Here is an 18,477-nt window from a genome sequence, read left to right on the forward strand (position 1 = left end):
TCACGTGTTTTCTGGTTTAGGCGCTTCGGGCTGCAGCAAAGGCAAGCGTAGCGTCGCCTTCAAACCGTAGCCGCCCATATCGTTGGGCTCCCCATCGGTCAGCACAATCGTGCCGCCATTGCGCTCGGCGTAAGCCAGCGCAATGGCCAGACCCAGCCCGGAGCCAGAACCCCGTCCACCCTTGCGTGCCGGGCCGCCCCGGTCAAAACGTACAAATACGCTTTCACGCAAACTGGCGGCCAAGCCCATGCCGTTGTCGGTAACGCTGATCCAGGCCAGCTTGTCGTCATGCCCGGCAGAAACCGTAATTGCACTGCCACTACCAGCGTGATTGATGGCGTTGTGAATCAGGTTGGAAACGGACTCATGGATCTCGGCATCGCTGGCATACACCCACAAAGGTGCCTGCTCGCCCTCTTCTCCTGGCCCGATCCAGCCCAGATCCTGACGATGCTCACGGGCCAAAGGCAGATATTGCAGCACCACCTCACGCCCCAGACTGGCCAGGTCAACCTGCCCCTGGCTCATGGTGGTGGTATGGCTGGCATGAGCCAGAGCCAACAACTGCTCGGTCAGGCGAGTCGCCTGCCCCAATTGCTTGATGATCGCCCCCAGGGACTCACGGACACGCTCGATATCCGGTTCACGGCGAGCGTATTGGGCCTGGGTATGAATGATCGCCAAAGGGGTGCGTAATTGATGCGAGGCGTCGGCCAGAAACTGGGCCTGCCGATCCAGCACGGAACGATACAACTCAATATGGTGATTGACCGAACGCACCAAAGGCACTACTTCACGAGGAACATCACGCTCGTCCAAAGGCTGCAAGTCGTCCACGCTACGGTTACGCACTTCCTGTCGCAAGGCCTGCAGGGGGCGCAAGGCCCACGCTACGGCAAACCACACCAACGCCACAGCCAGCAGCAACATACGCAAATTGCGGAAAATACCTTCGCGCCAGGCTTCTTGCTGGGTGCGCAACCGCAAATCCAGGCTTTCGCCCACCATGACCAGAACCTGCCTGTGCTGGCCTTTGTAGTGCAGATCGCGCCACAAGGCCACCATGCGCACGGTGTCATTGCGGAAATATGAATCGTAGAAAACCGGCACGCCTTCATGGTCGGCCAGATTGGAAGGACGCGGCAGCCCTTCCATCCCCAGCAAGGTGCGCCCTTTTAACTGATTGGCATCAACACCGCCCAGATTACGGACCAAAGGGGTGATTTCTTCGACACGGAAATACTTGCGATTACCCGGTCGGGATTCCAGCATGACCTGCGCATAAAAAGGCGGATCAATACGCAAACTGCCGTCAGTATTGAACTCCACGCTGGTCTCGAGCACTTTGGCCGGTTCCAGCAAGGCGCTGTCGTAGACATTTTCCGTGACCGCGTTCATGGCCAGGTAGTCTTCCCAGCTGTCGTAAAGCAGTAAAGCCACCACCCCCGGTATCAGCAGTACCAGCAGCCAAAAGCGCAAACTGCCTTGCCAGGCATTGGCGGGGGGTGGAGAAGGGGCCGTCATGAAACGCCGGATTCCGCCTCAAGCACTTCCAGCATGTAGCCCAGACCACGCACCGTCACGATGTGCACATCGCTATTGGCCAGTTTCTTGCGCAAGCGATGCAGGACAACCTCGATGGCATCAGGGCTGGCATCGCTATCGTGCTCGAATACTCGGGCAAATAGCTGAGACTTTTCTACAGGCATGCCAGAGCGGCTGATCAGAACCAGCAAGGCCGCATGTTCACGCGGCGTCAAATGCACAATGGCATTGTCCAGCAGGAATGCCCGGCTCTCAGGGTTGTATTCCAAAGAGCCACAGCTGACCACTGGAGCCACCCGGCCACGGCTACGCCGTACCAGTGCCGCCAGACGAGCTTCCAGCTCTTCCAGGGCAAAGGGTTTGGTCAGGAAATCATCGGCACCCAGATTCAGACCACGAACGCGATCCTGCAAGGCGCCTTGAGCGGTCAGAATCAGCACAGGAGTGTGATCGCCGCGTTCGCGCATCTCGCGCAAAAGCACCAGCCCGTGTTTGTCGGGCAGGCGCAAATCCATCACGACCGCATCATACTCATGGGCCGCCAACAATACTTCTGCCGAGCGGGCGTCATGAGCGGGATCGGGCAAAAAACCACTTTGCGCCAAGGCCCGCTCCAGCCATGCGGCCATTTCCCGCTCATCTTCAACCAATAATATGCGCATGATCCCTGCTATCTAAGGTATCGGCATCAACTGCGCTTTGCAGGCGCTGACGTAAATAACGATTTTCCTGCCGTCGTCGGAACAAAATATCCGACAGCTCGTTCAGCGCTTGCTGATAGACTTCCCGCTTGAACTCAATCACTGAATCAAGTGGCACCCAATATTGACTCCAGCGCCATGCATCAAACTCCGGCGTCGACGAGGAACGCAGGCAGACATCACTGTCTCGCCCTACCAGCCGCAACAGGAACCAGATTTGTTTCTGGCCCTTGTAATGGCCACGCGCCTCCCGACGTACAAAATGATTGGGCACGTTGTAGCGAAGCCAATCTCGCGTCCGGCCTAATATACGGATATGCTCAGGCAGCAAGCCCACTTCTTCATGCAGTTCGCGGTACATCGCTTGTACGGGTGTTTCACCGTATTTAATACCGCCTTGCGGGAACTGCCAGGCATGTTCCCGAATACGCTTGCCCCAAAAAACCTCGTTCTTGCGATTAACGAGGATAATTCCGACATTAGGACGGTAGCCTTCACGATCTAACATAGGCCACCTCTAACGAATTCAATACAATTAGATCTGATTATACGTACCTGACGAGTTCCCTACCATGCATGCTAGCCAGTATCACATTAATACCCTGAAAGAAGCGCCTACCGAGGCCGAAGTTGCCAGCCACCAGCTCATGACGCGCGCCGGCATGATCCGTAAAGCCGCCGGCGGTATCTATACCTATATGCCGATGGGCCTGCGCGTGCTGCGCAAGATTGAAAACATCATCCGTCAGGAAATGGACCGCTCCGGCGCCATTGAGCTGCTGATGCCAGTCGTCCAGCCTGCCGAACTCTGGGTAGAGTCGGGCCGTTGGGAAAAATATGGTGACGAACTGCTGCGAATCAAGGATCGCCACCAGCGCGACTTCGTGCTGCAGCCTACCTCCGAAGAAGTGATCACGGACATTGCCCGCAACGAAATCCACAGTTGGCGCCAGTTGCCCATCAACTTCTACCACATTCAAACCAAATTCCGTGACGAGCGCCGTCCCCGCTTTGGCTTGATGCGTGGCCGCGAGTTCACCATGAAGGATGCTTACTCCTTCGACCGCAATGCCGAAGACGCCCAAGCTAGCTACGACAATATGTACGACGCCTACATGCGCATCTTTGGGCGCCTGGGCTTGAACTTCCGTGCCGTGGCCGCTGATACCGGTTCCATTGGCGGTTCGCGCAGCCATGAATTCCAGGTGATTGCCGATACCGGCGAAGACTTGCTGGTGTACAACCCTGACACCGACTACGCTGCCAATATCGAGCTGGCTCCCGCCCCTTGCCTGCTGGCCGAGCGTGCCGCTCCTGGCCAAGCCTTGGTCAAGACCGCCACGCCTGATGCCCCCAAGTGTGAACTGGTGGCCCAATTCCTGGGATGTGACCTGAGCCAAACCGTCAAGTCGGTTGTGCTGGCAACGGACCTCGAAGAAGACGGCAAGACCAAGAGCACCGTCCACCTGCTGCTGGTTCGTGGCGACCATGAAGTCAACGACATCAAGGTTTCCAAGCTGGCCGGCTTTGAAAAAGGCCACCGTCTGGCCACGGAAGAGGAAATTGTGGCCACCTTTGGCTGCAAGCCCGGTTACCTGGGTCCGATCGGCACCCGTCAGCCTGTGCAGGTGATTGCCGACCTGACCGTAGCGAACATGAGCGACTTTGTGTGCGGCGCCAACGAAGAAGGCTTCCACTACACCGGCGTGAACTGGGGCCGTGACCTGCCCGAGCCCATCAAGGCAGACCTGCGCAACGTGGTTCACGGCGACCCAGCCCCCGAAGGCGGCAAGCTGGCCATCCAGCGCGGCATTGAAGTGGGTCACGTTTTCTTCCTGGGCGATGTCTACTCCAAGAAGCTGAACGCCACCTTTTTGGAAACTGATGGTAAACCGGCTGTCATGCAAATGGGTTGTTATGGCATTGGCGTCAGCCGTATTGCCGCTGCTGCCATTGAACAAAACCACGACGAACGCGGCATGATCTGGCCTCGTGCCCTAGCTCCTTTCGAAGTGGTGATCTGCCCGATCGGCTTTACCAAAAGCGATGCTGTGCGTCAGACTGCTACTGATCTGTACACCCAGCTCAAAGAGCAAGGTGTGGATGTCATTCTGGACGACCGCGACGCCCGCCCCGGCATCATGTTTGCCGACTGGGAGCTGATTGGTGTGCCACTGCGCATTACCATTGGCGAGCGCGGCCTGAAAGAAGGCCTGGTTGAAATGCAGGCACGCCGTGACGCCAGCAGCACCAACGTGCCGGTGGACCAGATTGCCCAGGTCAGCCTGGAGCGTTTGGCCACGCTGTAAGGACTCCAAGCAGGGCTGGCCGTGCGCCATGCCCTGCCCGTCAACATAAACTCTTTTACGAACGACATGCTTAATGACAAGTGGGACACCCAGGCTCGGCTTGATATTCGCGTATATTACGAAGACACCGACGCTGGGGGGATCGTATATTACGCCAACTACCTGAAATTCTTTGAGCGTGCGCGCACAGAATGGCTCAGGAACCTGGGCGTAAACCAATCCGATGTGGCCGAGCAGAATCAACGCCTGTTCGTAGTCAAGAAGGTTGAAATACAATATCTCAAACCTGCCCGGCTCGATGATTTGATCTCGGTGCGCAGCCGCATTACCCAGCTGGGTTCGGCTACCATCCATTTCGAACAAGGTGCCCTGCGAGGTGGGGAACTGTTATGCCAAAGCACCATCCAAATTGTTTGCGTTGACGCCAACACGCTTCGTCCAAGCAAGCTGGACTCTGATTTACGTACCCTCTTGGAAAAGGTTCAGGACTGACCATGCAAGCTACTAGCGACCTGTCGCTGATTTCGCTACTTCTCGATGCCAGTATTCCCGTTCAGCTCGTCATGCTGATTCTGTTGGGAATATCGATTCTCTCGTGGGCCTATATTTTCAGTAAACGGGCTGCACTTAAACGCACGCTGGAACAGACCCGCCGCTTTGAGGACGACTTCTGGGCAGGTGGCGATCTGGCCGTGCTTCAGCAATCCATTTCCTCGCGTCGTGCCGAACACGGTGCACTGGCCCGTATTTTTGAAGCCGGCATGACCGAATTCATCAAGGCCCGTCGCAGCCAAAGCTCGGGCCCAGCCCTGCTGGACGGTCCACGCCGTGCCATGCGCGCCAGCTACCAGCGCGAAATGGACACACTGGAAACACACCTGAACTTCCTGGCCTCTGCCGGTTCGGTCAGCCCTTACATCGGGCTGCTGGGTACTGTCTGGGGGATCATGCACGCCTTTATCGGTTTGTCCGGCATGCAGCAGGCCACACTGGCCTCGGTGGCTCCCGGTATTGCCGAAGCCCTGATCGCCACAGCTATCGGTCTGTTTGCCGCTATCCCTGCCGTGGTTGCCTACAACCGCTTTACCAACGAGCTCGATCGTATCTCGATCCGCTTTGACAGCTTTATCGACGAATTCCTGAACATCTTGCAGCGGCAGGTGAACTGATGCCATCGATGCGTGGAAGCACCGGCCGTCACGGCCGGCGCATGAAAAATGAAATCAACGTCGTCCCTTATATCGACGTGATGCTGGTGCTGCTGGTGATCTTCATGGTCACCGCTCCCATGATTACCCCCGGACTGGTGGAATTGCCTTCAGTAGGCCAAGCCTCCGAAGTGCCTGCCAAGCCGGTGGAAATCCAGGTTGATAAGGACGGCAAACTGGCCATTCGCTTGCGCGATGCGGGCTCCGAGTTCATGAACATCGAAAAGTCCACACTGCTCAATGAAGTGCGCTCGCGTATGCAGGCCGACAGCCCGGTTGTCATTGCCGCCGATGGCAAGGTTCCCTACGAGACCGTCATGGGCTTGATGGATGAACTGCGCTCCAATGGCATCAACCGCCTGGGTCTGATCGTCGATCGCAACAGCGATCCTGACGCTCGCAAATAACCTCTGGCCGGATAGCGTGCTCGCCGTCCGGCGCGAAAAACCTGAACTGAATGAAGCACAGAACACGCAATACCCGCAATCAGGCGCTGCGCTCGCCTGAGCAAAAGGAAGATCGGCGCGGCTTGCTCATCGCCCTGGGTCTGCACGGGCTGTTGCTGCTCGCCATTTTGGCGGGAGCCCTTTTTTCTGCACCCAAGACACCCAATGCGGTGCAGGTCGAATTGTGGATGGACGGTGTCGCACCCGATGCGGCCATCAATGCTGATCCCGAAGCCCCCGAGGCCGAACCCGAGCCGCAGCCTGAGCCTGAGCCGGCTCCAGAGTCAGAACCCAAGCCCGAGCCCAAACCTGAACCTCCTCCGGCTCCCAAGCCGCCTCCAGAGCCTGAAAAGGTCACCCCTCCTGCTGAACCTGAGGTTGATCCCGAGATCGCCCTGGAGCAGGCTCGCAAGGAACGCGAGAAAAAAGAGCGTGAAGAAAAGCTGGAACAGGAACGCAAGGAAAAACAGCGTCAGGACAAGCTAGCCGCTGAACGTCGCGAACGCGAACAAAAGGAAAAGCAGGAACAGGAACGCAAGGAAAAAGCTGAAGCTGAAGCAAAAGCCAAGGCAGAAGCAGAGCGCAAGGCTAAAGCAGAAGCCGACGCGAAAGCCAAGGCCGATGCCGAACGCAAGGCTAAAGCCGATGCAGAAGCCAAAGCCAAGGCGGATGCCGAAGCTAAAGCCAAAGCAGACGCGGAACGTAAAGCCCGTGCCGAGGCCGCCGCCAAAGCCCGTGCCGATGCCGAGCGCAAGGCCAAGGAAGAAGCATTCCGCCGAGCCATGCGTGAAGGTGCCCCCGGACGTGCCGGTGGTACAGCAGACCGCAACCAGGCCGGTGGCGGTGGTGGTGATGGTGGCTATGCCGCCAAGGTGCGCGCTTGCGTGCAGCCTGGCGTGGTCTACAGCACCCCTGCCCGCTCTGAAGTACGTGGCAACCCTGCACTGCAGTACCGCGTGGACCTGAATGCCGATGGCACGCCTAACCGCGTTCAAATCAAACGATCGTCCGGCATCGCGCAGTTCGATGATGCCGTATCCAAGGGTCTTGCCCGTTGCAGCCCTTTCCCCAAACCGCCTAGCGGGCAGTATCCATCGTATATTGATGGCGAATACCGCATGTTCGATTAATCAGGAGATTGCATAATGACCGCCGCTACCCCAGCCCTGGCGACCTTAGGTCGTCATTGGCGCGCCACGGCCACTGGAGCGTTTGCCCTGGCCGCTGGCATGTTCGCCAGCCAACCGGCCCAGGCCCAACTGCGGGTCGATATATCGGGTGTGGGTGCTACCCAGTACCCCATCGCGATCGCCGATTTTGCTGACAACCCAGCCAGCCAATCGCTAGCTGAAGTTATCCGTGCCGACCTGACCCGTTCGGGTCAATTCCAATTGATCAATGCCACCGGTGCTGGACTGAATGCAGAAAGCACGATTGCCTACGACGAATGGCGCAATCGCGGTGCCGATTACCTGGCTTATGGTTCAGTTGCCCAGACCGGTGGCCAATATTCCATCAGCTATCGCCTGGTGGATTCGGTCCGTCAAACACAACTGGATGGGGTGGCTTTTGCGGGCAGTGAAAAAGAACTGCGCCGTATTTCTCACCAGATTGCAGACCGGATTTATGAAAAAATTACCGGCGTGCGCGGTGTTTTTTCGACTCGACTGGCCTACGTGTTGCAAACAGGCAACAATTACGAGTTACAAATTGCTGACGCGGATGGGCAAAATCCGCAAGTAATGTTGCGTTCTCGACACTCAATCATCTCCCCAGCCTGGTCTCCTGACGGTAAAAAACTGGCTTATGTGAGCTTCGAAAACGACAAACCTGTTGTATATGTGCAAACTTTGGCCACCGGTCACCGCGAACCGTTAGCTAATTTCAAGGGTAATAACAGTAGTCCCGCATGGGCTCCTAACGGCAATCAGGTCGCTGTTGTGCTCTCCAGAGACGGTATTTCGCAGATTTACACGCTAAATACGGACGGCTCCGGATTGCGCCGCGTGATGCGTTCTCCCTTGATCGATACTGAACCAAGTTTTACGCCCGATGGCAACTCCCTTGTATTTGTGAGCGATCGTGGTGGTGCTCCCAATATTTACAAAGTAAGTCTGGGTGGTGACGATGCACAGCGCATTACCTTCAACGGGAGTTACAATATTTCACCGGAGGTCTCTGCAGACGGTACTAGGCTTGTATACGTCACACGCAGAAACGGTGCTTTCCGAATTGCCACTCAAGATATGGCATCAGGAGCTGAGCAACTGCTGACGACAGGTCCCGACGATCAGTCTCCGAGTTTCGCCCCTAATGGGATGCAGATCTTATATAGTTCTGTTCAGGGGGGCCGCAGTGTCCTAGCTGTGACATCCGTGGATGGTCGCGTTCGTCAGACCCTCTCGTCTTTGAATGGCAAAGTACGCGAACCCACCTGGGGACCATTTACCAACTGACATCCTGTGTGACTCTTTTTCAAAAGGAATTCAAATGAGCTCGCGCATTCTTAAAAGTCTTACCCTCGCCGTTATGGCTGCCGCCCTTGCTGCTTGCAGCTCGGTTCCTCTGGATCAATCTGGCTCCGGTTCAACCGGCGGTACAGGATCGGACTCTGCCAGCGCAGGCCAGATCATGGACCCCTTCAACCCTCAAAGCCCACTGGCACAACAACGCTCGGTGTTCTTTGACTACGACAGCTACGTGGTTAACGACCAGTACCGTGGCCTGGTAGAAATGCACGCTTCTTACCTGAGCAGCCATCCTCAGCAAACCGTACGCATCGAAGGTAATACCGACGAGCGTGGTGGTGCCGAGTACAACCTGGCTCTGGGTCAGCGTCGTTCCGACGCCGTGGCACGCATGCTGGGTCTGCTGGGCGTAAGCAACAGCCAGATCGAAGCTGTGAGCTTTGGTAAAGAGCGTCCAAAAGCATTGGGTAACACCGAAGCTGATTACGCTGAAAACCGTCGCGCAGACATCGTTTACCAACGATAATTTCTGCATCGACCAAGTGGTTCCGACGCCGTGGCGGTTGTTAACGCCGCGGCGTTTTTTATCGGCGCTGTGCCCGATCCACTGAAAATTCGTTATGCTGGACAGCGGGCTCGCCAGGCCGGCAAAAAGCCCCCAGATCACAGCCCCCAACAGAGGGGAAACCGGCAGGTGAGGAGCCTGCGCATTGCGGATGCACATTTTTTAACGGACTTCACTATGCACGCTTATAAAAAGCCTTTTCGTCTCGCGACCGTTGCCCTGTTCGCTACGGCCGCCCTGTTCGCCAGCCTGCCGGCCAAGGCCTTTGCCGATGACGAGGCCCGACGCGCCATTTTGGAGCTGCGGCAGCAAATTCGTCAGATGAACGAGCAAAACACCCAGGCTCGCCTGCAATTGGCTGATCAAATTGATACCCTGCGCTCCGAGGTGGTGTCGCTGCGCGGCCAGGTAGAAAAACTGAGCTGGCAAGCCAGCGGCCAAGGCCAGGCCAATAGCCCGGCTCCCGGCCAGCAAAGCCCTCATGCCGCTGACCCACAAGAACAAGCCGTCTTTGATAGTGCCATGGACGCTTACCGCGCTGGCCAATACAAGCCCGCCGCCGATGCCTTTGCCGGTTTTCTGGCCGCCTACCCGTCCAGCGTTCTGGCTGACGAAGTGCGCTTTTACGAAGGCAGCAGCCTGTACGCGATCAAAAGCTTCAAGACCTCCATTCAGAAACTCCAGGCTTTTGTGAAGGCCTCCCCACAAAGCCCACGCGCGGCTGATGCCCTGATGGTGACAGCCTCCAGCCAGATCGAACTGAACGATCTGAGCGGTGCCAAAACCACCTTGCAGCGTATCGTCAAGGACTACCCACAATCCGAGGCAGCCGAGACCGCGCGCAGCCGCTTGAAATTGCTGGAATAATCACCCAGCGCGCAATGCCACAAGGACCGGGTTCAGACCCGGTCTGTTTTTTTCAGGTGGCCCATCCTTGCCTGACCTCTACTGCTTGCCATGACAAACCCTTTTGCCGACTTCTCCACACTTGAACTGACCGCGCAAGGCTATCGCCACACCTTTGTGGATCAGGGACAAGGCGCACCCGTTTTGCTGATCCACGGTTCCCTGTGCGACTGGCGCTACTGGCGCTGGCAGATCCCCGCCTTTGCTACCCAGTATCGGGTTCTGGCTCCCAGCCTGCGCTCCTACTGGCCCGGAGCACCCAGCCCCGGCCACTTCAATACGGCGCAACACGCCCAGGACTTGCAGGCCTTGCTGGATCAGCATATTCCTGATGAGAAAGTGCATATCGTGGGGCACTCTCGCGGTGGTCATGTTGCCCTGCTACTGGCTCAAAGAATGCCCGAGCAGGTGGCCAGCCTGACCCTGGCAGATCCCGGCTTTCCGACTCCCGGTGCCTACTCCTATGCCCCCTTGTTCCAGCAAGTGGCCGAACGCCTGGAACAGGGTGACCGCGATGGTGCCATGGCTCTGTTCGTAGATACGGTCAATGGCTCGGGGACGTGGAAGCAAATGACACGCTGGTTCCGCGAGATGATTCAGGACAACGCCCACACCATGTTGGATCAGCAGCAAGAGCCCAATCAAGGTCCGGACCTGGAGTGGCTCAAGCAGATGAAGGCACCCTTAAGCTTCATCACGGGTGAAAACAGCCCCACACGCTATCACCACTGCATGGACATCATTCGTCAGCACCGACGCGAGGATCAGATGCACCGCATCCCGCTGGCTGCCCACGGTATGAATCTGGCCAATCCCAAGGCGTTCAACCAGGCGGTGCTGGACGCGCTGCAAGCCTGAAGCCCAATGCAAAACTGACCGCATGCAGCGGCCAGCTCCCGGTCTCTATCCAAACGCTAATTACGTTTAATAAGCCTGTGTCTTGGCAGGTCGCAACTCGCACTCGGCCTGGACCTGAGTATCGTCCGACAGATGAATGCTCAAGATGATGCGCTCCCCCAGGGCCAAGTCTTCTTTGGCCTGACCCAGCATCACGTGGAAAGCCCCCGGCTTGAGGCTCAATACTCCCCCTGCCGGGATCTCCACCTCGGAGACATGCGACATGCGCGCCATCCCCTCGCTCTCGCTAGTTTGATGCAACATCACATGCCCAAAGGACAATGAGCTGGCTCCTGTCACGGCTACGGACTGCTCACCCTTGTTCTCCAGTTCCAGATAGGCGGCGGAAGGTGTGGGCTCGGGCATCATGCGCACCCAGCATTGGCTGGCATGGACCTGCGTGCTCAAGGCGCGTACCGGTTCGGGCGTGCCATGACCATGGCCTCCATGCCCCTGTGCCATCACGGTGCCGGTTGATGCCAGCAAACTCAAGGCAAACACAATTGCGCTGCGTTTCATGATGCTCCTCGCTTCTTGTTGATCGATTGGAATGGGTCCAGCCCTGAACAGCCGGGCGCCGAACTACCCCGATACGCGGGACGATCTGATACAGTACCAGCCAGTATGCCCTTCTTACAACGGCCTTCTTTTCAGTGACGACGTCATGACCAGCACACACTCTGCACCCGAGCCTAAAATCGATATTGTTCAGTTTCGTGATCTTCTGGAGCGTCTGCATCCCTTTGCCGCCGTTTTGGGTATTGATGTTGTCCACATAGGCCACGACAACGCCTGTTTGCGCTTGCCCGAGCGCAATGCCCACCAGCGCATGGGCGGCATGGTGGCAGGCCCCATGCTGATGGGGCTGGCTGATCTGGCCTTGTATGCCGCTGTAGTCGGAGCCACGGGCAACCCCGATGCTGTCACCTCCAGCCTGACCATCAATTTCCTGCGCAAGGCCCCTCCCGGCGATATTCTGGCTCATGCCCGGATTCACAAGACCGGCCGTACCTGCGCGGGCGATGTGCTGCTGGAACCGGCCAACGGTGGCCCGGCTGTCGCACAAGTTATCAGCACCTGGTCCCTGCCTCGCGCCAAATAAACCATGTTTGCAAAGTCTCAAACTACCAGCCCGAGCCAGCTCTGGTTGGCGGAGCTGCAATCCTCCCTGCGATTGGGCGGCCCCCTGATTCTGACCAACCTGGCTCAAGTCAGCCTGTTGGCAACCAACCTGATTTACATGGGCCGACTGGGTCCTGATGAGCTGGCTGCCGGTTCACTGTCCGCCAGTCTGTATCAGGCCTTCATGATTTTCAGCATGGGGCTGGTGTCCGCTGTCGTTCCCATGCTGGCCACAACGCTGGGCCGACGACTGCGCAATGTACGCGAATCCCAGCAAATCATCCGTCACGGCTTTCTGACGGCCTTACTGATTACCCTGCCTGCCTGGATTGTGTTGTGGAATGCCGAGCATATCTTGCTGATGATGGGCCAGGACCCCGTTGTCGCGGCGCGCTCGGTCACCTATATGCACACCCTGCAATGGGCTTTGCTGCCCTATCTGGGTTACATCGTGCTGCGCTCCTTCTTGGCCGCCATGGAAAAGCCGGGATGGACTTTGGCGGTGGCCGTCATCGCGATCGGTATCAATGCCGTGCTGGGCTGGCTCCTGGTCTTTGGCAATCTGGGCATGCCCGCCATGGGACTGGCAGGCGCAGGTCTGGCCACTACCTTGTCCAGCTTCTTCATGTTCGCAGGTTTGAGCTGGGTGGTACTGCGGGATCCGCGCTTCCGACGCTACTACCTGTTCAACGATGCCTGGCAGTGGAGTGTGAAGCGTCTGTGGAAAATGTGGGCGCTGGGCATCCCCATTGCGATTACCTTCACCCTGGAGACCCTGGTGTTTTACGCCGCCGTCATGATGATGGGCGTACTGGGGCAATCTGATCTGGCCGCACACGCGATTGCCATGCAGATCTGCTCGGTGTCCTACATGATTCCTTTGGGCTTCAGTCAGGTTGCCACCATCCGTGTGGGGCTGGCCGCAGGCCGGGTCGATCCTTTGGGTGCCCGCCGTGCCGGCTGGATTTCCTACATTCTGGGGGTAGGCTTCATGGGACTGGCGGCTCTGGTATTCTGGTTCGCCCCCTTGACCCTGATTGGCCTGTTTCTGGATCTGGATGTCGCCGAAAACCAGGCTGTTATTCAGTTGGCCATTACCTTCCTGGCGCTGGCGGCGCTGTTTCAGATCAGTGATGGTGCTCAGGCCGTGGCTGCAGGGATGCTACGCGGCCTGCATGACACGCGCATACCCATGCTGCTGGCCTTGCTAGGGTATTGGGTGCTGGGCGTTCCTACGGGCTCTTTGCTGGCCTTCCAGTTCAATATGGGCGGGACGGGAATCTGGATCGGGCTGGTGACAGGTTTGTCTGTAGTTGCCGTGCTGATGACGCTGCGCTGGGTGCGGGCATCGACACGCTTGGGCCGCAAGCGGCCTGCACAGGCAGCATAGTTCTGAGGTCGGTTCCATAGATCAATTTTGCATGGCGACTCTGTATTGCAGCTCTGTGCGTCAGCCTTGTCTTCCTGAACGGATGACAAACCAGACCCGAAGCAAACACCGAACAAGCTCAGACTTTACCCAAGCTACAGCGTGAAAAGCTACACACGCCACCTACAACAAAGCCCCTTGTCGGACTTTCCGACAAGGGGCTTTTGTTTATCTACAGACTGCAGGGCAGCTTATTGCTTGGGCAGTTTGCTGGCCACGCCTTCCACGTAGTAATCCATGCGGTTCAAGGCATCGTCATCCAGGAAACCGGACTCCAGACGCACCTTGCCATCGTTGTCCTTGATAGGAGCGGCAAAAGGTTGCAGTGTGCCAGCCACGATCTCGGCCTGTTTGGCCAGAACGAACTCTTTCACGTCAGCAGGCACTTCAGGACCGAAGCCTTCCAAAGCAGCCATACCGGACTTCAGACCACCCCAGGTGCTGTCGTTCTGCCATTTGCCATCCAGAACTTCAGTGGCTTTGCGAGTGAAGTAATCACCCCAGTGGTGGGTCACGGCAGCCAGTTGGGCTTTAGGACCGAACTTGCTCATGTCGGAGTGGTAGGCAATCGCGTACTTGCCAGCTTCTTCAGCCGCTTGCACGGTGGCGGTGGAGTCGGTGTGGTGAGTCACCACGTCCGCGCCCTGACCCAGCAGCGTGACCGCTGCGTCACGCTCTTTACCTGGGTCGTACCAGCTATTGGCCCAAACCACGCGCACTTGGGCTTCGGGGTTCACGCTCTTCAAGCCGATGGCAAAGGCGTTGATGCCTTGCAGCACTTCAGGAATGGGGTGAGCACCCACGTAACCGACCACATTGGACTTGGTCATCTTGCCGGCCAATACGCCAGCCAGGTAACGGGACTCGTAGAAACGGGCGTTGGTGGTGGCCACGTTAGGAGCCGTCTTGTAGCCGGTGGAGTGCACGAACTTCACGTCCGGAAACTGCTTGGCCACTTTCTGCGTCTGGTTCATGTAACCAAACGAGGTGGTGAAGATCAGCTTGTTGCCTTGCTGGGCCAGATCGCGAATGACGCGCTCTGCGTCAGCACCTTCAGGCACGTTTTCCACGTACTGAGTGACCACGCGGCCTTTCAGGGCCTCTTCCATTTCACGACGGCCAATGTCTTGCTGCCAGGTCCAACCGGCTTCACCGATGGGGCTGACATACACAAAACCGATTTTCAGGGGTTCTTGATCGTTTGCCTGAGCGGACACAGGCAAGGCGGCCAGGGGGGAAGCGATGGCAGCGGCCAAAAGAGCCTTGCGCATAAAGTTTCCAGTCATGTCAGTCCTCTAGTTGTTGGGATTGAAGTTTTTGCCAAGCGATGCAGGCATATTCAACCTGATCCAGTTAGCGTTTCGGGAAATTAAAACCAGCACAATAATCGTGGCCAGATACGGCATCATGGCCAGCAATTGCGAGGCTACCGGAACACCCAGAGCCTGCGCATGATAGGTCAGGATCGTGACCCCACCAAACAAGTAAGCGCCCAGCATGACGCGCCAGGGACGCCAGGTTGCAAACGTCGTCAGCGCCAACGCAATCCAGCCGCGCCCGGCAACCATATTCTCGACCCACATGGGCGTGTAAACCAGACAGATGAAGGCACCGGCCAGACCGCAGCAGGCACCACCAAACATCAAGGCACCCAGGCGAATGTAGCGCACGTTGTAGCCCAGCGAGTGCGCCGAGGCAGGCGATTCACCCACCGCGCGCAGCACCAGACCGGAGCGGGTACGAGTCAGGAACCAGGCCACGGCAATACACAGCACCCAGGACACATAGACCATGTAATGCTGCTGGAAAAAAGCAGGACCGATCAGGGGAATATCTTTCAGCACGGGAATGGACAGCTTGGTCACGACCAGGGAGTTGCCAGTAAAGGGCAAGCCAATATAGGCCGAGGCCCCTACCCCGAATAAGGACAGGGCCAAACCACAAGCCACCTGATTCGCGCCCAGCCAGACGGTCAGCCAGGCAAAGGCGGCTGCCATGACCATGCCAACCACCGCGCCCAGCACAAAGCCCAAAGCAGGGCTGCCGGTTTGCACGGCCACCGCAAAGCCCACAATGGCCGCCATCAGCATCATGCCTTCCGAGCCCAGATTGATGACGCCCGACTTTTCATTAATCAGCAAACCCAAGGCTGCCAGGAGCAAAGGGGTGCCTGCGTTGATGGTTGCGGCGAGCAAAGGTGCAATCGCGTCCATTACTTTCTCCAGACCAAACGCTTGGTGATGAGCACGTCACAAGCCAACAAGGAAAACAAGAGGATGCCCTGGAAAATGCCGGTAATCGCATTGGGCAAACCCAAACGACTTTGGGCCAATTCCCCACCGATATAGAGCAAGGACATCACAAAAGAGGAAAAAATCAGTCCCAGCGGGTGCAGTCGCCCCACAAAGGCCACAATAATGGCCGCAAAACCATAGCCGGGAGATATCGAAGGGGTCAGTTGCCCAACCGGGCCCATGACTTCCGCTGCACCAGCCAGACCGGCCAAGGCCCCCGAAATCAGCAAGGAACTCCACAAGGCTTTACGGGAGGAAAAACCGGCGTAACGAGCAGCCAATGGGGCCATACCCCCCACGCGCAAGCGGAAACCGGCCATGCTGCGTGTCAGGAAAAGCCAGGCCGCCACCGACGCAATCACTGCCAGCACAATACCGCTATGCAAGCGCGTGCCGGACAAGACCGCGGGCAACAAAAAGCCGTCCGAGAACAGGCTGGACTGCGGGAAACCAAAACCATCGGGATCGCGCAAGGCACCGTGCACCAGATAGCTGAGCAAGTGCTGAGCCACATAGACCAGCATCAGGGAAACCAGAATCTCGTTGGCATTGAAGCGATCTTTCAGGAAAGCCACGATAGCAGCCCAGGCCATGCCGCCCAGCATGCCGCAGGCCAAAGCCACGGTAATCAGGAAAAAACCACCGTTATCGCCATCGTCCACTTGCAGAATAAAGGCCCCGGCTGCCAAGGCGCCCATCACCAACTGCCCTTCCGCCCCGATATTGAAAATATTGGCTCTGAAACAGATGGCCAGACCGACCGAGATCAGCAGCAAGGGCACCAGTTTGACGCCCACCTCAGCCCAACCATTCAGGTCACGCAAAGGCTCCAGAAAAAATACGTTCAAGCCCGCCAGAGGATTCTTGCCCAGCGACCAGAACAAGGTTCCGGCGACCACCATGGTCAGCAAGACAGCCAGCAAAGGGGAGCACCAGGCCATCAAGGTAGAGGGCGTGGCACGAGTCTCAAGCCTGAGCATGTTCACCCTCCTCCCACAAACCGCTCATCCATTGCCCAATCTGATCAACACTGGCTTGCGCCACGGGAATAGAGGGAGACATACGACCTTTGGAGATAACAATCAGGCGATCGGCAATCGCAAACAATTCATCCAGCTCTTCAGAGATGACCAGCAAGGCACAGCCCGCATCGCGCAGGGCCAGCAGCTCGGCGTGGATCTGGGCGGCAGCCCCTACGTCCACACCCCAGGTGGGCTGGGCAATGACCAGAATGCGCGGCTGACGGGTGACTTCACGGCCAATAATGTACTTTTGCAGGTTCCCGCCTGACAGGCTGTTGGCAGCGGCCTGCTCGTTGGAAGTCTTGACGCGGAAACGCTTGATAATCCCGCCTGCCAGACGGCGAATGCTGGGAAAACGCAGAAAACCGCGCTTCACCGTTTCCGGGTTCTGATGAGACAGCAGCAGGTTCTGAGCCAATGACAATTCCGGCACAGCACCGCGTCCCAAGCGTTCTTCAGGTACGAAGCCCATGCCCTGATCTCGTCGCCAAGCCGCATCGCGTTGGGCAATGGCCTGACCATCCAGCAAAATCATGTCTGCCCGTGCGCGGGTATCTTCACCTGACAAGGCAGCCAGCAACTCCTGCTGACCATTACCGGAAATACCCGCCACCCCCAGAATTTCGCCCTGGTGCAGATCAAAACTGACATCCTGCAATTCACAGGCAAAAGGATGGGATTTGCTTAACTGCAGATTACGCACCTGCAAGAGCGTCCCGCCTTGTTGCATGCTGCGTTCACCCAGAGACTGAGGCTCGGCACCAATCATCAGGCGCGACAGGCTGGCCGTGGTTTCTTCGCGAGGGTCGCAATAGCCGGTGACCTTGCCCATACGCATGACCGTACAGGCATTGCACAGCTCACGGATTTCATCGAGCTTGTGGCTGATATAGACAATGCTGCAACCCTCAGCAGCCAGTTGACGCAAAGTGCCAAACAAGCGGCGTACTGCCTGCGGGGTCAATACCGAGGTTGGCTCATCCAGAATCAGCAGCTTTGGCTTGCCCAGCAAGGCACGCACAATTTCAACCCGCTGGCACTCGCCCACGGACAAAGTATGGATATGACGTTGGGGGTCCAGATCCAGACCATATTGACTGGCCGTTTCACTAATTCGACCAGCCAGCTCCTGCATATTGGTCGAAGCAGGCAAGCCCAATGCAATGTTTTCCGTGACAGTCAGGGTGTCAAACAAGGAAAAATGCTGGAACACCATACCGATGCCCAACTGTCGGGCCGCCGCCGGACTACTGATCTGGACGGGCTGGCCGTCCCACAGAATCTGGCCCTGGTCGGGTTTGACCACACCGTAGATGATCTTCATCAAGGTGGATTTACCCGCGCCATTCTCCCCCAGCACGGCATGAATCTGCCCCGGCAGGATAGAGAGGGAAATATTGTCGTTGGCTACCACCGCCGGATAGGCCTTGGTGATATTGCGAAGTTCCAGGCGTGGCACAGCCTTGGGGTCTACGGATACCGTTTGCTCACCGGACTCAGAAGAATGGCCCACGGGAGACGATAGGGTCATGGCTGTATCAGCAAAAAAGTATAAAACGCCCGAG

General features: G+C 57.4%; 19 protein-coding genes. 11 read left to right on the top strand and 8 right to left on the bottom strand.

Translation table 11 applies throughout. The features are described from left to right. The 3 genes from WFM49_RS17465 to WFM49_RS17475 are packed head-to-tail and all read right to left on the bottom strand — an operon-like array spanning window position 1 to window position 2,754. Entirely contained in the window at window positions 1-1,524 is a 1,524-nt protein-coding gene (locus tag WFM49_RS17465) for a sensor histidine kinase (protein ID WP_009454892.1), read from the bottom strand. Further along, entirely contained in the window at window positions 1,521-2,207 is a 687-nt protein-coding gene (locus WFM49_RS17470; protein ID WP_022983208.1) for a response regulator, read from the bottom strand. The genes WFM49_RS17465 and WFM49_RS17470 overlap by 4 nt, the downstream gene beginning before the upstream one ends. Beyond that, a complete protein-coding gene (locus WFM49_RS17475) occupies window positions 2,188-2,754 on the bottom strand; it encodes an RNA pyrophosphohydrolase (protein ID WP_009454891.1) in 567 nt (188 codons plus the stop codon). Before WFM49_RS17475 ends, WFM49_RS17470 begins: the two co-directional genes overlap by 20 nt. Before the next feature lie 64 nt (window positions 2,755-2,818). Between WFM49_RS17475 and WFM49_RS17480 the strand changes: the two genes are divergently transcribed. The 9 genes from WFM49_RS17480 (at window position 2,819) to WFM49_RS17520 (ending at window position 11,006) form a co-directional block, all read left to right on the top strand. Beyond that, complete coding sequence (locus WFM49_RS17480) at window positions 2,819-4,555, top strand: proline--tRNA ligase (protein WP_009454889.1); 1,737 nt, start codon at window positions 2,819-2,821, stop codon at window positions 4,553-4,555. 66 nt (window positions 4,556-4,621) lie between these two features. Beyond that, on the top strand, window positions 4,622-5,047 hold the full coding sequence (gene ybgC / locus WFM49_RS17485) for a tol-pal system-associated acyl-CoA thioesterase (protein WP_003805592.1): 426 nt from the start codon (window positions 4,622-4,624) through the stop codon (window positions 5,045-5,047). Between the two features lie 2 nt (window positions 5,048-5,049). Next, complete coding sequence (gene tolQ, locus WFM49_RS17490) at window positions 5,050-5,724, top strand: protein TolQ (protein WP_009454887.1); 675 nt, start codon at window positions 5,050-5,052, stop codon at window positions 5,722-5,724. Continuing rightward, on the top strand, window positions 5,724-6,170 hold the full coding sequence (tolR, locus tag WFM49_RS17495; RefSeq protein WP_009454886.1) for a protein TolR: 447 nt from the start codon (window positions 5,724-5,726) through the stop codon (window positions 6,168-6,170). Before tolQ ends, tolR begins: the two co-directional genes overlap by 1 nt. Window positions 6,171-6,220: 50 nt before the next feature. Further along, window positions 6,221-7,339 carry a cell envelope integrity protein TolA gene (tolA, locus tag WFM49_RS17500; protein ID WP_336974622.1) on the top strand — a complete coding sequence of 373 codons (1,119 nt, stop codon included), beginning with the start codon at window positions 6,221-6,223 and terminating at the stop codon, window positions 7,337-7,339. A 15-nt stretch (window positions 7,340-7,354) separates the two neighbouring features. After that, window positions 7,355-8,665, top strand: coding sequence for a Tol-Pal system beta propeller repeat protein TolB (gene tolB, locus WFM49_RS17505; protein ID WP_026485498.1), 1,311 nt, complete (start codon window positions 7,355-7,357; stop codon window positions 8,663-8,665). 34 nt (window positions 8,666-8,699) lie between these two features. Further along, window positions 8,700-9,203: a peptidoglycan-associated lipoprotein Pal gene (gene pal, locus WFM49_RS17510; RefSeq protein WP_009454878.1), complete on the top strand. Its 504-nt coding sequence runs from the start codon at window positions 8,700-8,702 to the stop codon at window positions 9,201-9,203. Between the two features lie 216 nt (window positions 9,204-9,419). Further along, window positions 9,420-10,109: a tol-pal system protein YbgF gene (gene ybgF / locus WFM49_RS17515; RefSeq protein ID WP_026485497.1), complete on the top strand. Its 690-nt coding sequence runs from the start codon at window positions 9,420-9,422 to the stop codon at window positions 10,107-10,109. Window positions 10,110-10,199: 90 nt separating this feature from the next. Then, window positions 10,200-11,006: an alpha/beta fold hydrolase gene (locus WFM49_RS17520; RefSeq protein WP_250756026.1), complete on the top strand. Its 807-nt coding sequence runs from the start codon at window positions 10,200-10,202 to the stop codon at window positions 11,004-11,006. Window positions 11,007-11,072: 66 nt separating this feature from the next. On the opposite strand, the gene WFM49_RS17525 is transcribed toward WFM49_RS17520, so the two are convergent. After that, window positions 11,073-11,564 (bottom strand): copper chaperone PCu(A)C, encoded by a 492-nt coding sequence (locus WFM49_RS17525; RefSeq protein WP_009454874.1) that lies wholly within the window; start codon window positions 11,562-11,564, stop codon window positions 11,073-11,075. A gap of 145 nt (window positions 11,565-11,709) precedes the next feature. Between WFM49_RS17525 and WFM49_RS17530 the strand changes: the two genes are divergently transcribed. Both WFM49_RS17530 and WFM49_RS17535 read left to right on the top strand, forming a co-directional pair. Continuing rightward, window positions 11,710-12,147, top strand: coding sequence for a PaaI family thioesterase (locus tag WFM49_RS17530; RefSeq protein WP_035273402.1), 438 nt, complete (start codon window positions 11,710-11,712; stop codon window positions 12,145-12,147). Between the two features lie 3 nt (window positions 12,148-12,150). After that, on the top strand, window positions 12,151-13,557 hold the full coding sequence (locus WFM49_RS17535) for an MATE family efflux transporter (protein ID WP_336974627.1): 1,407 nt from the start codon (window positions 12,151-12,153) through the stop codon (window positions 13,555-13,557). A gap of 230 nt (window positions 13,558-13,787) precedes the next feature. Here WFM49_RS17535 and WFM49_RS17540 read toward each other — a convergent pair whose 3' ends face one another. Genes WFM49_RS17540 through WFM49_RS17555 form a run of 4 tightly spaced genes read right to left on the bottom strand, consistent with a single transcriptional unit; the run spans window position 13,788 to window position 18,443 of the window. Next, window positions 13,788-14,867, bottom strand: coding sequence for a BMP family ABC transporter substrate-binding protein (locus WFM49_RS17540; protein ID WP_009454862.1), 1,080 nt, complete (start codon window positions 14,865-14,867; stop codon window positions 13,788-13,790). A gap of 24 nt (window positions 14,868-14,891) precedes the next feature. Next, complete coding sequence (locus tag WFM49_RS17545; RefSeq protein ID WP_009454860.1) at window positions 14,892-15,809, bottom strand: ABC transporter permease; 918 nt, start codon at window positions 15,807-15,809, stop codon at window positions 14,892-14,894. Next, complete coding sequence (locus WFM49_RS17550; protein ID WP_250756030.1) at window positions 15,809-16,870, bottom strand: ABC transporter permease; 1,062 nt, start codon at window positions 16,868-16,870, stop codon at window positions 15,809-15,811. The genes WFM49_RS17545 and WFM49_RS17550 overlap by 1 nt, the downstream gene beginning before the upstream one ends. Continuing rightward, window positions 16,857-18,443 carry an ABC transporter ATP-binding protein gene (locus WFM49_RS17555; protein WP_080748106.1) on the bottom strand — a complete coding sequence of 529 codons (1,587 nt, stop codon included), beginning with the start codon at window positions 18,441-18,443 and terminating at the stop codon, window positions 16,857-16,859. Before WFM49_RS17555 ends, WFM49_RS17550 begins: the two co-directional genes overlap by 14 nt. Window positions 18,444-18,477 lie beyond the last annotated feature (34 nt).

The organism is Alcaligenes sp. PF14 (genome assembly GCF_037150615.1).
Taxonomy (GTDB): domain Bacteria; phylum Pseudomonadota; class Gammaproteobacteria; order Burkholderiales; family Burkholderiaceae_B; genus Alcaligenes; species Alcaligenes phenolicus.

Coding starts and splice junctions, on each gene's coding strand:
- WFM49_RS17465 (WP_009454892.1), bottom strand. CDS start 1,524: ATGACGGCCCCTTCTCCACCCCCCGCCAATGCCTGGCAAGGCAGTTTG.
- WFM49_RS17470 (WP_022983208.1), bottom strand. CDS start 2,207: ATGCGCATATTATTGGTTGAAGATGAGCGGGAAATGGCCGCATGGCTG.
- WFM49_RS17475 (WP_009454891.1), bottom strand. CDS start 2,754: ATGTTAGATCGTGAAGGCTACCGTCCTAATGTCGGAATTATCCTCGTT.
- WFM49_RS17480 (WP_009454889.1), top strand. CDS start 2,819: ATGCATGCTAGCCAGTATCACATTAATACCCTGAAAGAAGCGCCTACC.
- ybgC (WP_003805592.1), top strand. CDS start 4,622: ATGCTTAATGACAAGTGGGACACCCAGGCTCGGCTTGATATTCGCGTA.
- tolQ (WP_009454887.1), top strand. CDS start 5,050: ATGCAAGCTACTAGCGACCTGTCGCTGATTTCGCTACTTCTCGATGCC.
- tolR (WP_009454886.1), top strand. CDS start 5,724: ATGCCATCGATGCGTGGAAGCACCGGCCGTCACGGCCGGCGCATGAAA.
- tolA (WP_336974622.1), top strand. CDS start 6,221: ATGAAGCACAGAACACGCAATACCCGCAATCAGGCGCTGCGCTCGCCT.
- tolB (WP_026485498.1), top strand. CDS start 7,355: ATGACCGCCGCTACCCCAGCCCTGGCGACCTTAGGTCGTCATTGGCGC.
- pal (WP_009454878.1), top strand. CDS start 8,700: ATGAGCTCGCGCATTCTTAAAAGTCTTACCCTCGCCGTTATGGCTGCC.
- ybgF (WP_026485497.1), top strand. CDS start 9,420: ATGCACGCTTATAAAAAGCCTTTTCGTCTCGCGACCGTTGCCCTGTTC.
- WFM49_RS17520 (WP_250756026.1), top strand. CDS start 10,200: ATGACAAACCCTTTTGCCGACTTCTCCACACTTGAACTGACCGCGCAA.
- WFM49_RS17525 (WP_009454874.1), bottom strand. CDS start 11,564: ATGAAACGCAGCGCAATTGTGTTTGCCTTGAGTTTGCTGGCATCAACC.
- WFM49_RS17530 (WP_035273402.1), top strand. CDS start 11,710: ATGACCAGCACACACTCTGCACCCGAGCCTAAAATCGATATTGTTCAG.
- WFM49_RS17535 (WP_336974627.1), top strand. CDS start 12,151: ATGTTTGCAAAGTCTCAAACTACCAGCCCGAGCCAGCTCTGGTTGGCG.
- WFM49_RS17540 (WP_009454862.1), bottom strand. CDS start 14,867: ATGCGCAAGGCTCTTTTGGCCGCTGCCATCGCTTCCCCCCTGGCCGCC.
- WFM49_RS17545 (WP_009454860.1), bottom strand. CDS start 15,809: ATGGACGCGATTGCACCTTTGCTCGCCGCAACCATCAACGCAGGCACC.
- WFM49_RS17550 (WP_250756030.1), bottom strand. CDS start 16,870: ATGCTCAGGCTTGAGACTCGTGCCACGCCCTCTACCTTGATGGCCTGG.
- WFM49_RS17555 (WP_080748106.1), bottom strand. CDS start 18,443: ATGACCCTATCGTCTCCCGTGGGCCATTCTTCTGAGTCCGGTGAGCAA.